Source organism: Bacillus sp. FSL W8-0640 (assembly GCF_038007725.1).
Lineage (GTDB): Bacteria > Bacillota > Bacilli > Bacillales > Bacillaceae_G > Bacillus_A > Bacillus_A cereus.
The window spans coordinates 4,322,047-4,335,807 of the sequence record NZ_JBBOXT010000001.1; the positions used below are offsets into that span (position 1 = coordinate 4,322,047).

Here is a 13,761-nt window from a genome sequence, read left to right on the forward strand (position 1 = left end):
TACTTTATGAATAAAAAAAATCGCTCCCCTTATGGAGAGCGATTTTCTCTAATACATTACGCTTTTAATTTTGACATTGCAATTTCAGCTGCTGCAATCGTCGCTTCAATATCTGCATCACTATGTGCTGTCGATAAGAATAAACCTTCGAATTGAGATGGCGGTAAGAATACACCTTGTTCTACCATTTCACGATAGTAAGCCGCAAAGAATTCTAAGTTTGAAGATTTTGCTGCATCGTAATTAATAACGGGTTCATCTGTAAAGAAAATACCAATCATAGAGCCTGCACGGTTAATATGGTGAGGAATGCCATGTTTTTCAGCTGCTTTACGTAATCCAGCTTCTAACATTTCAGCTTTACGCTCAAATTCTACATATGATTCTGGCGTTAACTGTACTAACGTTTCATAACCTGCCGCCATTGCAAGTGGGTTACCTGATAAAGTACCAGCTTGGTAAATCGGTCCGCTTGGCGCAACTTGGCGCATAATTTCCGCTTTACCACCGTATGCTCCTACTGGTAAACCACCACCGATTACTTTACCTAAGCATGTTAAATCAGGCGTTACGCCATAATAACCTTGGCCACAATTATAAGCTACTCGGAACCCTGTCATTACTTCATCAAAAATAAGCAATGCACCGTTTTGTTCTGTTACTTCACGAAGACCTTCTAAAAATCCAGGCTGTGGAGGAACAACCCCCATATTTCCTGCTACTGGTTCTACAATTACACAAGCAATATCATCACCGAATTGTTCAAACGCGTATTTTACGCTTTCTAAATCGTTATAAGCTACTGTAATCGTATTTTTCGCTACACCTTCTGGTACACCAGGACTATCTGGTAAACCTAAAGTCGCCACACCAGAACCAGCTTTAATTAATAGCGAATCACCATGACCGTGGTAACAACCGATAAATTTCAAGATTTTATTACGACCTGTATAACCACGAGCTAAACGTAGTGCACTCATTGTTGCTTCCGTTCCAGAGTTAACCATACGCACAATCTCAATTGATGGCACGCGCTCAATAACAAGTTTTGCTAATTTATTTTCAATTTCTGTTGGTGCACCGAAGCTTGTACCTCTTTCAGCAACAGATTTTAACGCTTCTACAACACGATCATTTGCATGACCATGAATTAAAGGACCCCATGATAATACGTAGTCGATATATTCATTCCCATCGATATCATATACTTTAGAGCCTTTTCCACGCTCCATAAACAACGGATTCATCCCAACAGACTTAAAGGCACGAACCGGGCTATTTACGCCACCAGGCATTAAGTCTTGCGCCTCTTCAAACGCTGCAATTGACTTATCAAACTTTTTCATTATTTAGCGCCTCCTTCTTGTAACCATCTTGCTGCATCTTTTGCATGATACGTAATAATTAAATCTGCTCCTGCACGTTTCATACTAATTAATTTTTCAAGAACAACTTCTTTTTCATTAATCCAACCATTTTGCGCTGCCGCTTTAATCATCGAATATTCACCACTTACATTATAAGCGACAACTGGTAAATTAAAGTTATTTTTCACATCACGAACGATATCTAAGTAAGAAAGAGCTGGTTTTACGATTAAGAAATCTGCACCTTCCATTACATCCGATTCTGCTTCACGGAATGCTTCCATACGGTTTGCCGGATCCATTTGATATGTTTTACGGTCACCAAATTGCGGTGCACCGTGCGCAGCATCACGGAATGGTCCATAAAATGCTGATGAATATTTCACAGCGTACGACATAACTGGCACGTGTCCAAAACCATTTTCGTCTAATGCATGGCGAATTGCTGTTACGAAGCCATCCATCATGTTTGATGGCGCAATAATGTCCGCTCCTGCTTTCGCTTGACTTACAGCTGTTTTCGCAAGAACTGCAAGAGACTCGTCATTTAAAATAATACCATCTTCAATTACACCGCAATGACCATGGCTTGTAAATTGACATAAACATGTGTCTGCAACTACTACTAGCTCAGGGAAATCACCTTTAATTTGCTGAATAGCACGTTGTACAATTCCATGATCACAATATGCTGATGATCCAACTTCATCCTTTTCAGCAGGTAAACCAAATACAATAACAGAACGAATACCTAAATCAACAACTTCTTGCATTTCAGCTTGCAATAAATCTAAAGACATTTGATATACGCCTGGCATAGAAGGAACTTCATTACGAACATTTTCACCTTCTAATACAAAAATAGGGTAAATAAAATCTTCCGTATGTAAAAACGTTTCACGCACAAGCGCACGCATGCCCCCGCTTTGTCTTAAACGACGATGACGATTAAATTGTAAAGAGTTCATAGATTTCTATCCCCATTCTTTCATTTTATAGATTCACAAACACATTGTAGTAATGCTTCTACAGTGTACTCTTTCGGCACAATAACAGACGGAAAATAAAGACTTGCCTCTTTTTCCGTAATAGGTCCTATACAAGCAATTGTACATTTTTTTGTCCATTCTCTCCAGTTTGTACCCTCAAGTAAACGAACAAAACTAGTAACAGTTGAAGGGCTCGTAAATGTAATAATGTCTACTTTCCCTAACTTCAATGCCGCTATAAGCTCTTGCTTTTTTTCTATATTCACTTTCGTACCGTATACGGTTAGCTCATCTAGAGAAATACCAATTTCCCGAAGTGCAACCGGAATTACCTCTCTTGCTAAATTCCCTTTCGGAAATAAAATACGTTCATTTCCACTTAATTCTTTTAGAAACTCTTCTGCAAATGCTTCTGCAACAAATAAAGTCGGAACAAAATGAACTTGATAGCCCCTTTTTTCTAACTCTAATTTTGTTTTCACACCTACCGCAGCGATTTTAATGGTTAGTGGTAGTTTCTTTTTTAAACTATCCAGAAAAAAAGCTACACCATTTCTGCTCGTAAAAATAACCCAGTCGTATGAATGTAGCTGCTCTTCAATATGTTGAATTTGCCTATGAGACATACCTTCCATACGCAAAAGCGGAATTTCCAATGGAATTCCGCTCTTTTCTTTCACTGCTACACTCATTTGTTTCGCTTGATGCTGGGCACGTGTAATCAATACCGTTTTTCCAGCGAGAGCGTTCATATTTATTGTTGCTCCTTATTTGCAGCAAGAATGAGTTCTTTGGCGCCTTGCTTAATTAAACGGTCCGCGGCCTCTAATCCTACTTCCTCAGGATTAGTACCCACTACTGTCTCTTTTAATAAAACAGAGCCATCCATAGAGCCGACAAGAGCTGTTAATTCGATTGCATCGTTTTCTGTAAGGGTTGCATATCCAGCAATTGGAACTTGGCATCCACCTTCAAGTTTATGAAGAAATACTCGCTCCGCTGCCACTGTTCTTTCTGTTATCGTATCATTAATATGCGCTAACAATTGCAATAAATCCTTATCATCCTCACGACACTCAATCGCTAATGCACCTTGTCCTACAGCAGGTACACATAACGCTTCATCTAAATGTTCTGTAATAACTTCATCATCCCAGCCCATTCTTTGTAATCCAGCTGTCGCTAAAATAATCGCATCGTAATCTTCTTCTTTTAATTTACGTAAACGTGTATCGATATTCCCGCGAATCCACTTAACTTGTAAATCTGGTCTCGCAGCGAGTAGCTGTGCACTACGTCTTAAACTACTCGTACCTAAAATAGCACCTTCCGCTAACTCTTTAAACGATGCTCCATTTTTTGAGATAAAAGCATCACGAGGGTCAACACGCTTTGGTGTACAGCCAATCATTAAACCTTTTGGAAGTACGGCTGGCATATCTTTCATACTATGTACAGCCATATCGATTTCTTTCGTAAGTAGCGCGTGTTCAATCTCTTTTACAAACAAGCCTTTGCCGCCTACTTTTGAAAGAGTAACATCTAAAATAACATCACCTTTTGTGACAATTTCTTTCACTTCAAATTCATATGGTAGACCTAGGGCTTTTAACTGATCAATAAACCAGTTTGTTTGCGTTAATGCTAGTTTACTCTTTCGTGATCCTACAATAATTTTGCGCATAATTCTCTCTCCTCATTATAAATACCAAAAGTGGAAATTGGATAAACTGCTTAATAGAAAAATGTTTACTAGCATTACGAGAAACGATCCGATATTCCACTGTACAATTTTCTTACCTTGCAACACATCTGCCGCTCGTAAATATAAACCTGTGCAATACACAAATAGAACGACAAAAGATCCGATTACTTTCGTATCATACCAATGGAAATTATCCAATTTTGTATATCCCCATATACATCCTAATAAAATTGCTAGTAAGAAAAATGGAACAGAAAATAAATTTAATCCGTAAGACATAGATTCTAGCTTCGGTAAATTCCCTAACCTTCTTAATCTCGCATTCCATTTTTTCTTTTTTAATAGGCGATATTGTAATAAGTACATAATAGAAAAAATGAACGATACAGTAAACGTTGCGTAAGAAATAATTGCCATACCGACATGCACGTATACAAGTTCTGAAACTAATTGTTCCGCAAGTACTGGCGACATCTTTCCGAGCGGTGTAAAAATAGAAAAAGCGCTTACGCCAAATGCAACAACATTTGTAAAAAAGACTAAAAAGTCAATCCTCATAAATCGATTAATGACTAACGACATCGTAATCAATAACCAAACATAAAAATAAATCCCTGATAATAAAGTTAAAATAGGATTCGTTTCTGAATCTGTAGCCCTAAGCAACATAAAAATAGACTGCAGGACCCATACAATCGCAAGTAACCAAAAAGCAAATCGGTTCGCCTTTCGGTTACTTTGGAAATAATCTATAAAATATAAACTAATGCTACAAGCATATAAAATAATTGCAATATGATAAATAATACTGTTATTTAAAAAACTCATCCGATCATCCTTCCAAATTATAAAGATGGAACGGATGGTGTCCACACTTTTTTATGTTCTACTTCTTCCGCACAACTCTCTACGTCTTCCGTTTCTAAATCGAAAATCTTCGCAAATAACGCTAATTTTTCGCTCGCTCCCTCTTCAGCAGCTATTTCTTTCGCTACTAAAATTGGGTCTTTTAATAATTGATTAATAATACTTTTCGTATGCTTACTAATGACTTTTTTCTCACGATCACTAAGGTTTGGTATTTTTCGCTCTAGGCTTACCATCGTTTCACTTTGGATTGCAAGTGCCTTATCACGAAGAGCTGATATTAATGGAACAACACCAAGTGTACTTAACCACGTTTTAAATAGAACAATTTCCTCTTCAATCATAAATTGAATTTTCTCTGCTTCTTTCAAACGCTCAGCACGGTTTGCCTCCACTACTCCTTGTAAATCATCAATATCATACAAGAAAGAACCTTCTAGCTCATCAATCGCTGGATCAATATCACGTGGCACTGCAATGTCAACCATAAACAAAGGGCGACCAGAGCGCATTTTCTCTACCTTTGTCATCATCTCTTTCGTAATGACATACTCCGATGCACCAGTTGAACTAATTAAAATATCTGCTTCTAATAATGCACATTGTAATTCGCTTAACGATTTTGCATGTCCCATATATTTCTCAGCCATTACTTCTGCTTTCGAAAGCGTCCTATTCATAACTGTTACTTTACGAGCACCACTTCCATATAAGTTTTGCAGTGCAAGTTCGCCCATTTTACCAGCACCAAGAATAAGCACATGACAATCTGTTAACTCGCCAAATATTTTCTTTCCAAGCTCAACAGCAGCATAACTAACAGACATCGCACTTTCCCCGATTGTTGTTTCTGAGTGGGCACGTTTTGCTAATGTAATGACTTGCTTAAACAATTCATTAAAAATTGTGCCTGTTGCTTTAACTTGTTGCGCTTCTAAAAAGCTATCTTTTATTTGACCTAAAATCTGCGTTTCTCCGACTACCATAGAATCTAAACCGCACGTTACGCGGAATAAATGATCTATTGCACCATCTTGTTCAAAAATAGTTAAATATGGCGCGACTTCTTCTATTTCAAGCTGAAACCAATCAGCTAAAAACTTCTTAATATAATACCGTCCCGTGTGTAATTGATCGACAACAGCATAAATCTCAGTGCGATTACAAGTTGATACAATGACATTCTCTAACACGCTCTTTTGATTTTGTAATGTAGTCATCGCTCGCTCTAGTTCTGCTGCCTGAAATGTGAGTTTCTCACGAAATTCTACAGGGGCTGTTCGATAATTTACACTAACAACAAGAATATGCACGCAGCATGTCCCCCTTCACCCGTTTTATCACTTTATCTACTATCATAATACAACTTTCCTCTTATGAATCTGACAATCGTGTGAACAACCGATTATTTTTTAATTATTCTCCGTATGTAATAAAGGAGATTCAGTAACACTAATAAAAAAACTTCTACTTTATAATGATTATAAATTAATAACTCTATTTGTACGTTACCAAAAAAAGCCCTCATAATCAAGTGATGGAAACTATTCCATATAAATTATAACATCATCTTCCCTATCTTCTTTCATCATGAAGGAAAATATGTATGATTGTTCCAAAATGCAACAAAGACTTTCTCAATACAATGTATTTGACATTGTATTTCTTTTTCGTTATATTGGTTTTACAAAATTAAATTGCGCACAACTTAATTAGAAGGGAGTTATTTATGACAGAGGACTCTTTGCATCTAGATAACCAACTTTGTTTTTCTATTTACGCCTGCTCTAGAGAGGTTACTCGTTTTTATCGACCTTATTTAGAAGAAATGGGTATTACGTATCCCCAGTACATTACTTTACTCGTACTATGGGAGCAAGATGGACTAACAGTAAAAGAAATTGGAGAACGTCTATTTTTAGATTCTGGTACTTTAACACCTATGTTAAAACGCATGGAATCATTAAAACTTGTAAAACGTGTTCGTTCCAAAGAAGACGAGCGAAAAGTTTGTATTGAATTAACAGAACAAGGCAAAGATTTAAAGGAAAAGGCTTGTTCATTACCGACAACGATGGCTACAAACTTAGGAATTACAGAGCAAGAATATCGCTCTTTATTAATTCAACTAAATAAACTAATTGACACAATGAAAACAATTAATGATGGAAAAGGGGAATAAATATGGATAAATTATATACTGCTTCAGTAACAGCAACAGGTGGAAGAAATGGGAAAGTAGTTTCAGATGATGGCATATTAAATCTTGATGTAAAAATGCCGAAAGCACTAGGTGGTGCAGGCGGAGAAGCAACAAATCCAGAACAACTATTTGCAGCTGGTTATGCAGCTTGTTTCGATAGTGCATTACAACTTGTCATTCGTACAAAACGTGTGAAAGTAGAAAGTACAGAAGTAACTGCTCACGTTTCTATCGGAAAAGATACAGATGGTGGTTTCGGTCTATCTGCTGTACTTGATGTACATGTGGCTGGCGTTTCACATAGCGAAGCACAAGAACTTGTAGAAGCGGCTCACGGTGTATGTCCTTACTCGAAAGCAACACGAGGAAATATTGAAGTTACATTAAACGTACGCTAAAAAATTTAGCAAAACAAAAACGCGCGACATTCGTCACGCGTTTTTTGTTTTTGTAAATTTATGAATTGCTTTCCACGCTTCTTCTTTTCCAAGTCCTGTTTCAGAAGAGAATAGAACAATTTCATCGCCAATTTCAACAGCAAGCGTTTCTTTTACAACTTTTAAATGCTTTTGCCATTTCCCTTTCGGAATTTTATCGGCTTTCGTCGCAATAATAATTGTTGGGATTTCATAATGCTTTAAGAAATCATACATCATCACGTCATCACTTGTTGGTTGGTGACGTAAATCAACTACTAATACAGCTGCGTCTAATTGCTCACGAGTTGTAAAGTACGTTTCAATCATTTTCCCCCATGCAGCGCGCTCTGATTTAGATACTTTTGCATATCCATAACCTGGAACGTCAACAAAGTGCATCATCTCATTGATTAAGAAAAAGTTCAGCGTTTGCGTTTTTCCTGGTTTAGAAGAAATACGCACTAACTTTTTACGATTTAAAATTTTATTAATAAAGGAAGACTTCCCCACATTTGAACGACCTGCTAATGCAATTTCTGGTAAATCACTGTCTGGATATTGTTCTGGTTTAACAGCACTAATTACAATATCTGCTTTTGTTACTTTCATTGTTTCACTCCTACTAATGCGTGCTCCAATACTTCATCTAAATGAGATGCAAGCACAAACGTAAGGTTTTCTTTTACGCTCTCTGGAATATCATCTAAATCTTTCTCGTTTTCTGCTGGCAAAATAATTTTTGTTAAGCCTGCGCGGTGAGCACTTAATGTTTTTTCTTTTAAACCACCAATTGGTAATACACGACCACGAAGTGTAATTTCACCTGTCATACCCACTTCTTTACTTACAGGAATACCTGTTAGCGCAGAAATAAGTGCCGTTGCCATCGTAATACCTGCTGACGGTCCGTCTTTTGGAACTGCTCCTTCTGGAACGTGAATATGAATATCATTTTTCTCATGGAAATTCGGATCGATCTGAAGCTCTTCTGCACGAGAACGTATATAACTAAACGCAGCTTGTGCTGATTCTTTCATAACATCCCCAAGTTTCCCTGTTAAAATTAGTTTCCCTTTTCCTGGCGCTACAGAAACTTCAATGGCAAGTGTATCGCCGCCTGCTGCTGTGTAAGCTAGACCTGTTGCCATACCAACTTGGTCTGTTTTTTCAGCTTGCCCATAACGGAATATGTGTTTACCAAGTAAATCAACAATCTTTTTCTCTGTCACAACGATACGTTTACGTTCTGCTGTAACGATAATCTTCGCTACTTTACGGCAAACTTTTGCAATTTGGCGCTCTAGCGTACGAACACCAGCCTCACGTGTATAATAACGAATAATCTCAAGCAGCGCTTCATCACGCACTTGTAAATTACCTTTTCGTAAGCCATGTTCTTTTAATTGTTTCGGCAATAAATGCTCACGAGCAATGTGTACTTTTTCAAGTTCTGTATAGCCAGCAATCGAAATGATTTCCATGCGGTCAAGTAATGGACCTGGAATACTTGAAAGTGTATTAGCAGTTGCTACAAACATAACTTTTGATAGATCATATGGTTCTTCAATGTAATGATCACTGAAGTTATGGTTTTGTTCTGGATCTAATACTTCAAGTAATGCCGCTGATGGATCTCCACGGAAATCGTTAGACATTTTATCAATCTCATCTAATAAGAAGACTGGATTAACTGTTTTCGCCTTTTTCATACCTTGAATAATGCGTCCTGGCATTGCTCCAACATATGTACGACGGTGACCACGAATTTCAGATTCATCACGCACACCACCAAGAGATACACGGACGAAGTTACGATTCAATGATGTTGCAATTGAACGCGCTAACGAAGTTTTGCCGACCCCAGGAGGGCCTACTAAACAAAGGATAGGTCCTTTTAATGAATTCGTTAACTTCTGTACAGCTAAATATTCAAGTACACGCTCTTTCACTTTTTCAAGACCGTAATGATCGTTATTTAAAATCTCTTCCGAATGAGCAAGATCAATTATATCTTCTGTTGCCTCTGTCCACGGAAGCGCTAATAACCAATCAATATAATTGCGAATAACACCACTCTCCGCAGAACTTGCTGGTAACTTTTCATAACGATCTAATTCTTTCAGGGCAGCCTTCATTGTTTCTTCCGGCATTCCTGACTGTTCAATTTTCTCACGAAGTTCTTCTACTTCTCCGCCCTTGCCTTCTTTGTCGCCAAGTTCAGTTTGAATCGCCTTCATTTGCTCACGTAAGAAATATTCTTTTTGCGTGCGCTCCATGGAACGTTTCACTTTTTGCCCAATTTTCTTTTCTAGGCTAAGTAACTCTTGTTCATCTTGAATAATTGAAATAAGTGTTTGTAATCGTTCTTTTACAGATACAATCTCTAAAATCTCTTGTTTCTGCTTCGTTTTAATCGGCAAGTGAGAAGCAATTAAATCAGCTAATCTCCCTGGTTCTTCCACATCAGCTACCGTTGCAAAAGTTTCATTTGAAACTTTTTTCGAAACTTTAATATATTGTTCGAAATGCTCCAGTAACGTACGCATAAAAGCTTTCTCTTCTAAATCATCTTCTACTTCTTCAGTTACCGTTTTAATAGACACTTGTACTACATTTTCTTCTTCGATAAACTCTATTACTTCTGCTCTATGTAAACCTTCCACAAGGACACGAAGCGTACCGTTCGGCAATTTTAACATTTGCTTCACTTTCGCCACTGTACCTACACTATATATGTCATCTTCTTTCGGATCATCGATATTCATTTCTTTTTGCATTGCTAAAAAGATGATATTTTCATCCATTGCCGCCTGCTCTAGTGCTTGTATCGATTTATCACGTCCTACATCAAGATGCAAAACCATCGTTGGATATACGAGAACGCCTCTTAATGGTAGGAGGGGCACGATTCTTTCGTTCGTATTCATACTAGACATAGCACCTCCATAATAAATTAAACTCCTGTTCAACTATTTTATATTACAATACACCTAGATGCAATTGCTGAGATTCCGCGCAATTGTAAATAGCTTGTTTTTCTACCTCACGAAAAGAAAAAGACTCCGATTAAGCATACAAACTTAAACGAAGTCTGGCAAATTTTATTATTGTTTATTTTTACATAGATTGTGCATCTGTTTCGTCTACGTTAGTATGTACATCTAGCTCTCTATGCATATTTCCTTGCATAAACGTTAACTCAAATACTTCTTTTAACTTACGGACAGGAATAATTTCAATTCCCTTGATCGTATACAAAAATGGTTGCATATTTTCAGCAGGAATAATGACTTTCTTAGCTCCCGCTTTTTTCGCAGCTTTTATTTTTGCGTATACACCACCAATAGGCTTTACTTCTCCGTGTATACTTATTTCACCTGTCATCGCTACTTCATTATTTACATACGTGCGATGCACCGCAGAATATACACCTGTTGCCATAGCGATTCCTGCAGAAGGGCCATCAATTGGGATACCCCCTGGAAAATTAATATGTATATCGTATCCTTCTGGCAACACATCTAAAGAACGAAGTACTGTTAATACATTATCAACAGAGCCTTTCGCCATACTTTTACGACGAATAGATTTCGTTTGACTACCAATACTTTCTTCTTCCACAATTCCGGTAACATTTACCGATCCTTTATCTTTCGCCGGAATTGCTGTTACTTCAATTTCTAATAACGCACCTGTATTTGGTCCGTATACAGCAAGACCATTTACAAGACCAATCCTTGGAATCGGATAAATGCGCTTTTCATATTTCGGTGTAAGCTGACTTGAGTGAACAACCCACTCTATATCTTCATCCTTAATGAAAGAACGTTCTTCATTTATCGCCATACCCGCAGAGATTTGCACGAGATTAATCGCTTCTCGTCCATTCCTTGCATACATCCCAATCATCTCAATACCATTTTCACCTATTTGCATTTCCACTTTTTCCGCGGCATTTTTCGCTACTTTTTGAATTTCTTCCGTATCTAATTCACGGAAAAATACTTCTAAGCAACGTGACCGAATAGCAGGAGGAATTTCCTCTGGCGAACGTGTCGTTGCTCCAACTAAGCGAAAATCTGCCGGTAAGCCTTTTTGGAAAATATCATGTATATATGTTGGGATCATTGTATTTTCTTCACTATAGTACGCACTTTCTAAAAATACTTTTCGATCTTCTAACACCTTTAACATTTTGTTCATTTGAATCGGATGGAGCTCGCCAATCTCATCAATAAACAAAATACCACCATGTGCATCTGTTACAGCACCTTTTTTCGGTTGCGGAATACCTGCTTGCCCCATCGCCCCAGCACCTTGATAAATCGGATCATGCACCGAACCAATTAAAGGGTCTGCGATACCACGTTCATCAAACCGAGCTGTTGTCGCATCAAGTTCAATAAATGTTGCATTCGTACGAAATGGAGATTTAGGATTTCGTTTCGCTTCTTCTAATACAAGACGTGCTGCCGCTGTTTTCCCAACACCTGGTGGGCCATATATGATTACATGTTGCGGATTCGGACCACAAAGAGCCGCTTTTAACGACTTAATCCCGTCCTCTTGCCCTACAATATCTAAAAAGGTTGTAGGACGCACCTTTTCTGCTAGCGGCTCTGTTAAAGAAATCTCACGCATTTTACGAAGTTGTTCTAATTCTTTTTTCGATTCTCGATCAATTGAAACTTTTTGTGTTCGTTGATTTCGAAGTAAATGCCAGAAATACAATCCGACAATTACACCAAAAACAAGTTGAACAACTAAAAATATATTTGTCCAGCTCATTATTTATTTCCTCCCGCAATATTTTATCTCTTAGTATTTCCGCGGAGGAACGTAGCTAAACATAAAGAAAAACAGCAATTATAAAAATTGCTGTTTCCCTTTCGCATTATGCAGATGTTTTTGTATCAAGTACAGTACCGTCTTGTAACACCAATTTTGGCGGCTCATTATCAGCTACTGTTTCTTTTGTAAGAATACACTTCTCGATATCTTTACGAGATGGAAGTTCGAACATTACATCAAGCATTAAGCCTTCAATAATAGAACGAAGTCCACGAGCACCCGTTTTACGTTCAATTGCTTTTTTCGCAATTTCGATTAGTGCACCTTCTTCAAACTCTAACTCAACATCGTCAAGCTCCAATAGTTTTTGGAATTGCTTAACAAGTGCATTTTTCGGTTTCGTTAAAATATCAACAAGAGCATCTTCATCAAGTGGCTCTAGGTTCGCAATAACTGGAAGACGACCGATAAACTCTGGAATTAAACCAAATCTTAAAAGATCCTCTGGTAATACGTGAGATAAAACATGCTTCTCATTTACATCAGCATTTTTCTTCTCAGAACCAAATCCAATTACTTTTTCACCAAGGCGACGTTTAATAATCGGCTCAATGCCATCAAACGCTCCACCACAAATGAATAAGATGTTCGTTGTATCAATTTGAATAAACTCTTGGTGCGGATGCTTACGACCACCTTGAGGTGGAACGCTTGCTACAGTACCTTCTAAAATTTTCAGAAGTGCTTGCTGCACACCTTCACCAGATACATCACGTGTAATTGATGGATTTTCGGACTTACGTGCCACTTTATCAATCTCATCAATATAAATGATTCCTTTTTCCGCTTTCTCTACATCATAATCAGCTGCTTGAATTAATTTTAGTAAGATATTTTCTACATCTTCTCCAACATATCCAGCTTCTGTTAAAGATGTTGCGTCCGCGATTGCAAATGGAACATTTAGAATACGCGCTAACGTTTGTGCAAGTAATGTTTTACCACTACCTGTTGGCCCGATAAGTGCGATATTACTCTTCGCTAATTCTACATCATCAATTTTGCTGTTAGAATTAATACGTTTGTAATGGTTATATACCGCTACCGCTAGTGCTTTTTTCGCGCTATCTTGCCCGATGACATACTCATCTAAGATTTCACGAATTTCTACCGGTTTCGGTACATCTTTGAATTCTACTTCTTCGTCCTTCGCAAGCTCCTCTTGTACAATTTCAGTACAAAGTTCGATACACTCGTCACAAATGTAAACACCTGGACCTGCCACTAACTTTCGAACTTGCGTTTGTGTTTTACCACAGAAAGAACATTTTAATTGCCCTTTTTCATCATTAAATTTAAACATATTTTCACACCCCTTACAAAGTGCTAACCTCTTGCCTTCGTATGTACACGATAAATG

At 37.7% G+C, this 13,761-nt stretch carries 12 protein-coding genes; 2 read left to right on the forward strand and 10 right to left on the reverse strand.

Annotation, left to right across the window (positions count from 1 at the left end):
* Positions 1-56: 56 nt before the first annotated feature.
* From hemL to hemA, 6 genes are read right to left on the reverse strand one after another with little or no spacing between them, the layout of a single operon-like run.
* A complete protein-coding gene (hemL, locus tag N2V80_RS22315) occupies positions 57-1,346 on the reverse strand; it encodes a glutamate-1-semialdehyde 2,1-aminomutase (protein ID WP_000712943.1) in 1,290 nt (429 codons plus the stop codon).
* Positions 1,346-2,335 carry a porphobilinogen synthase gene (gene hemB, locus N2V80_RS22320; RefSeq protein WP_001087065.1) on the reverse strand — a complete coding sequence of 330 codons (990 nt, stop codon included), beginning with the start codon at positions 2,333-2,335 and terminating at the stop codon, positions 1,346-1,348. The genes hemL and hemB overlap by 1 nt, the downstream gene beginning before the upstream one ends.
* 20 nt (positions 2,336-2,355) lie before the next feature.
* A complete protein-coding gene (gene hemD, locus N2V80_RS22325) occupies positions 2,356-3,108 on the reverse strand; it encodes a uroporphyrinogen-III synthase (RefSeq protein ID WP_000992342.1) in 753 nt (250 codons plus the stop codon).
* 2 nt (positions 3,109-3,110) lie between these two features.
* Positions 3,111-4,040, reverse strand: a complete 930-nt coding sequence (hemC, locus tag N2V80_RS22330) for a hydroxymethylbilane synthase (protein WP_061654505.1) — start codon at positions 4,038-4,040, stop codon at positions 3,111-3,113.
* A gap of 15 nt (positions 4,041-4,055) precedes the next feature.
* On the reverse strand, positions 4,056-4,889 hold the full coding sequence (locus N2V80_RS22335; RefSeq protein WP_000008991.1) for a cytochrome c biogenesis protein: 834 nt from the start codon (positions 4,887-4,889) through the stop codon (positions 4,056-4,058).
* Between the two features lie 17 nt (positions 4,890-4,906).
* A complete protein-coding gene (gene hemA / locus N2V80_RS22340; RefSeq protein WP_000547867.1) occupies positions 4,907-6,241 on the reverse strand; it encodes a glutamyl-tRNA reductase in 1,335 nt (444 codons plus the stop codon).
* 416 nt (positions 6,242-6,657) lie between these two features.
* Here hemA and N2V80_RS22345 point away from each other — a divergent pair, with 416 nt between their 5' ends.
* Complete coding sequence (locus N2V80_RS22345) at positions 6,658-7,110, forward strand: MarR family winged helix-turn-helix transcriptional regulator (protein WP_000133916.1); 453 nt, start codon at positions 6,658-6,660, stop codon at positions 7,108-7,110.
* 2 nt (positions 7,111-7,112) lie between these two features.
* Positions 7,113-7,529 (forward strand): organic hydroperoxide resistance protein, encoded by a 417-nt coding sequence (locus tag N2V80_RS22350; protein WP_000359781.1) that lies wholly within the window; start codon positions 7,113-7,115, stop codon positions 7,527-7,529.
* Positions 7,530-7,562: 33 nt separating this feature from the next.
* Here the strand turns inward: N2V80_RS22350 and ysxC are convergent, their stop codons facing one another.
* The 4 genes from ysxC to clpX all read right to left on the reverse strand — a co-directional run bounded on the left by ysxC (position 7,563) and on the right by clpX (position 13,704).
* Positions 7,563-8,159, reverse strand: a complete 597-nt coding sequence (gene ysxC, locus N2V80_RS22355) for a ribosome biogenesis GTP-binding protein YsxC (protein WP_000869116.1) — start codon at positions 8,157-8,159, stop codon at positions 7,563-7,565.
* Positions 8,156-10,486, reverse strand: a complete 2,331-nt coding sequence (lon, locus tag N2V80_RS22360) for an endopeptidase La (RefSeq protein WP_000097285.1) — start codon at positions 10,484-10,486, stop codon at positions 8,156-8,158. The genes ysxC and lon overlap by 4 nt, the downstream gene beginning before the upstream one ends.
* Positions 10,487-10,667: 181 nt before the next feature.
* A complete protein-coding gene (gene lonB / locus N2V80_RS22365; RefSeq protein WP_000119180.1) occupies positions 10,668-12,338 on the reverse strand; it encodes an ATP-dependent protease LonB in 1,671 nt (556 codons plus the stop codon).
* 106 nt (positions 12,339-12,444) lie between these two features.
* On the reverse strand, positions 12,445-13,704 hold the full coding sequence (gene clpX, locus N2V80_RS22370) for an ATP-dependent protease ATP-binding subunit ClpX (RefSeq protein WP_000472289.1): 1,260 nt from the start codon (positions 13,702-13,704) through the stop codon (positions 12,445-12,447).
* Positions 13,705-13,761: the final 57 nt, after the last annotated feature.

Bases quoted from the DNA above. Each gene is read 5' to 3' on its own strand.
- hemC (WP_061654505.1), bottom strand. From the start codon at position 4,040: ATGCGCAAAATTATTGTAGGATCACGAAAGAGTAAACTAGCATTAACG.
- N2V80_RS22350 (WP_000359781.1), top strand. From the start codon at position 7,113: ATGGATAAATTATATACTGCTTCAGTAACAGCAACAGGTGGAAGAAAT.
- N2V80_RS22345 (WP_000133916.1), top strand. From the start codon at position 6,658: ATGACAGAGGACTCTTTGCATCTAGATAACCAACTTTGTTTTTCTATT.
- hemB (WP_001087065.1), bottom strand. From the start codon at position 2,335: ATGAACTCTTTACAATTTAATCGTCATCGTCGTTTAAGACAAAGCGGG.
- N2V80_RS22335 (WP_000008991.1), bottom strand. From the start codon at position 4,889: ATGAGTTTTTTAAATAACAGTATTATTTATCATATTGCAATTATTTTA.
- lon (WP_000097285.1), bottom strand. From the start codon at position 10,486: ATGTCTAGTATGAATACGAACGAAAGAATCGTGCCCCTCCTACCATTA.
- ysxC (WP_000869116.1), bottom strand. From the start codon at position 8,159: ATGAAAGTAACAAAAGCAGATATTGTAATTAGTGCTGTTAAACCAGAA.
- clpX (WP_000472289.1), bottom strand. From the start codon at position 13,704: ATGTTTAAATTTAATGATGAAAAAGGGCAATTAAAATGTTCTTTCTGT.
- hemD (WP_000992342.1), bottom strand. From the start codon at position 3,108: ATGAACGCTCTCGCTGGAAAAACGGTATTGATTACACGTGCCCAGCAT.
- hemL (WP_000712943.1), bottom strand. From the start codon at position 1,346: ATGAAAAAGTTTGATAAGTCAATTGCAGCGTTTGAAGAGGCGCAAGAC.
- lonB (WP_000119180.1), bottom strand. From the start codon at position 12,338: ATGAGCTGGACAAATATATTTTTAGTTGTTCAACTTGTTTTTGGTGTA.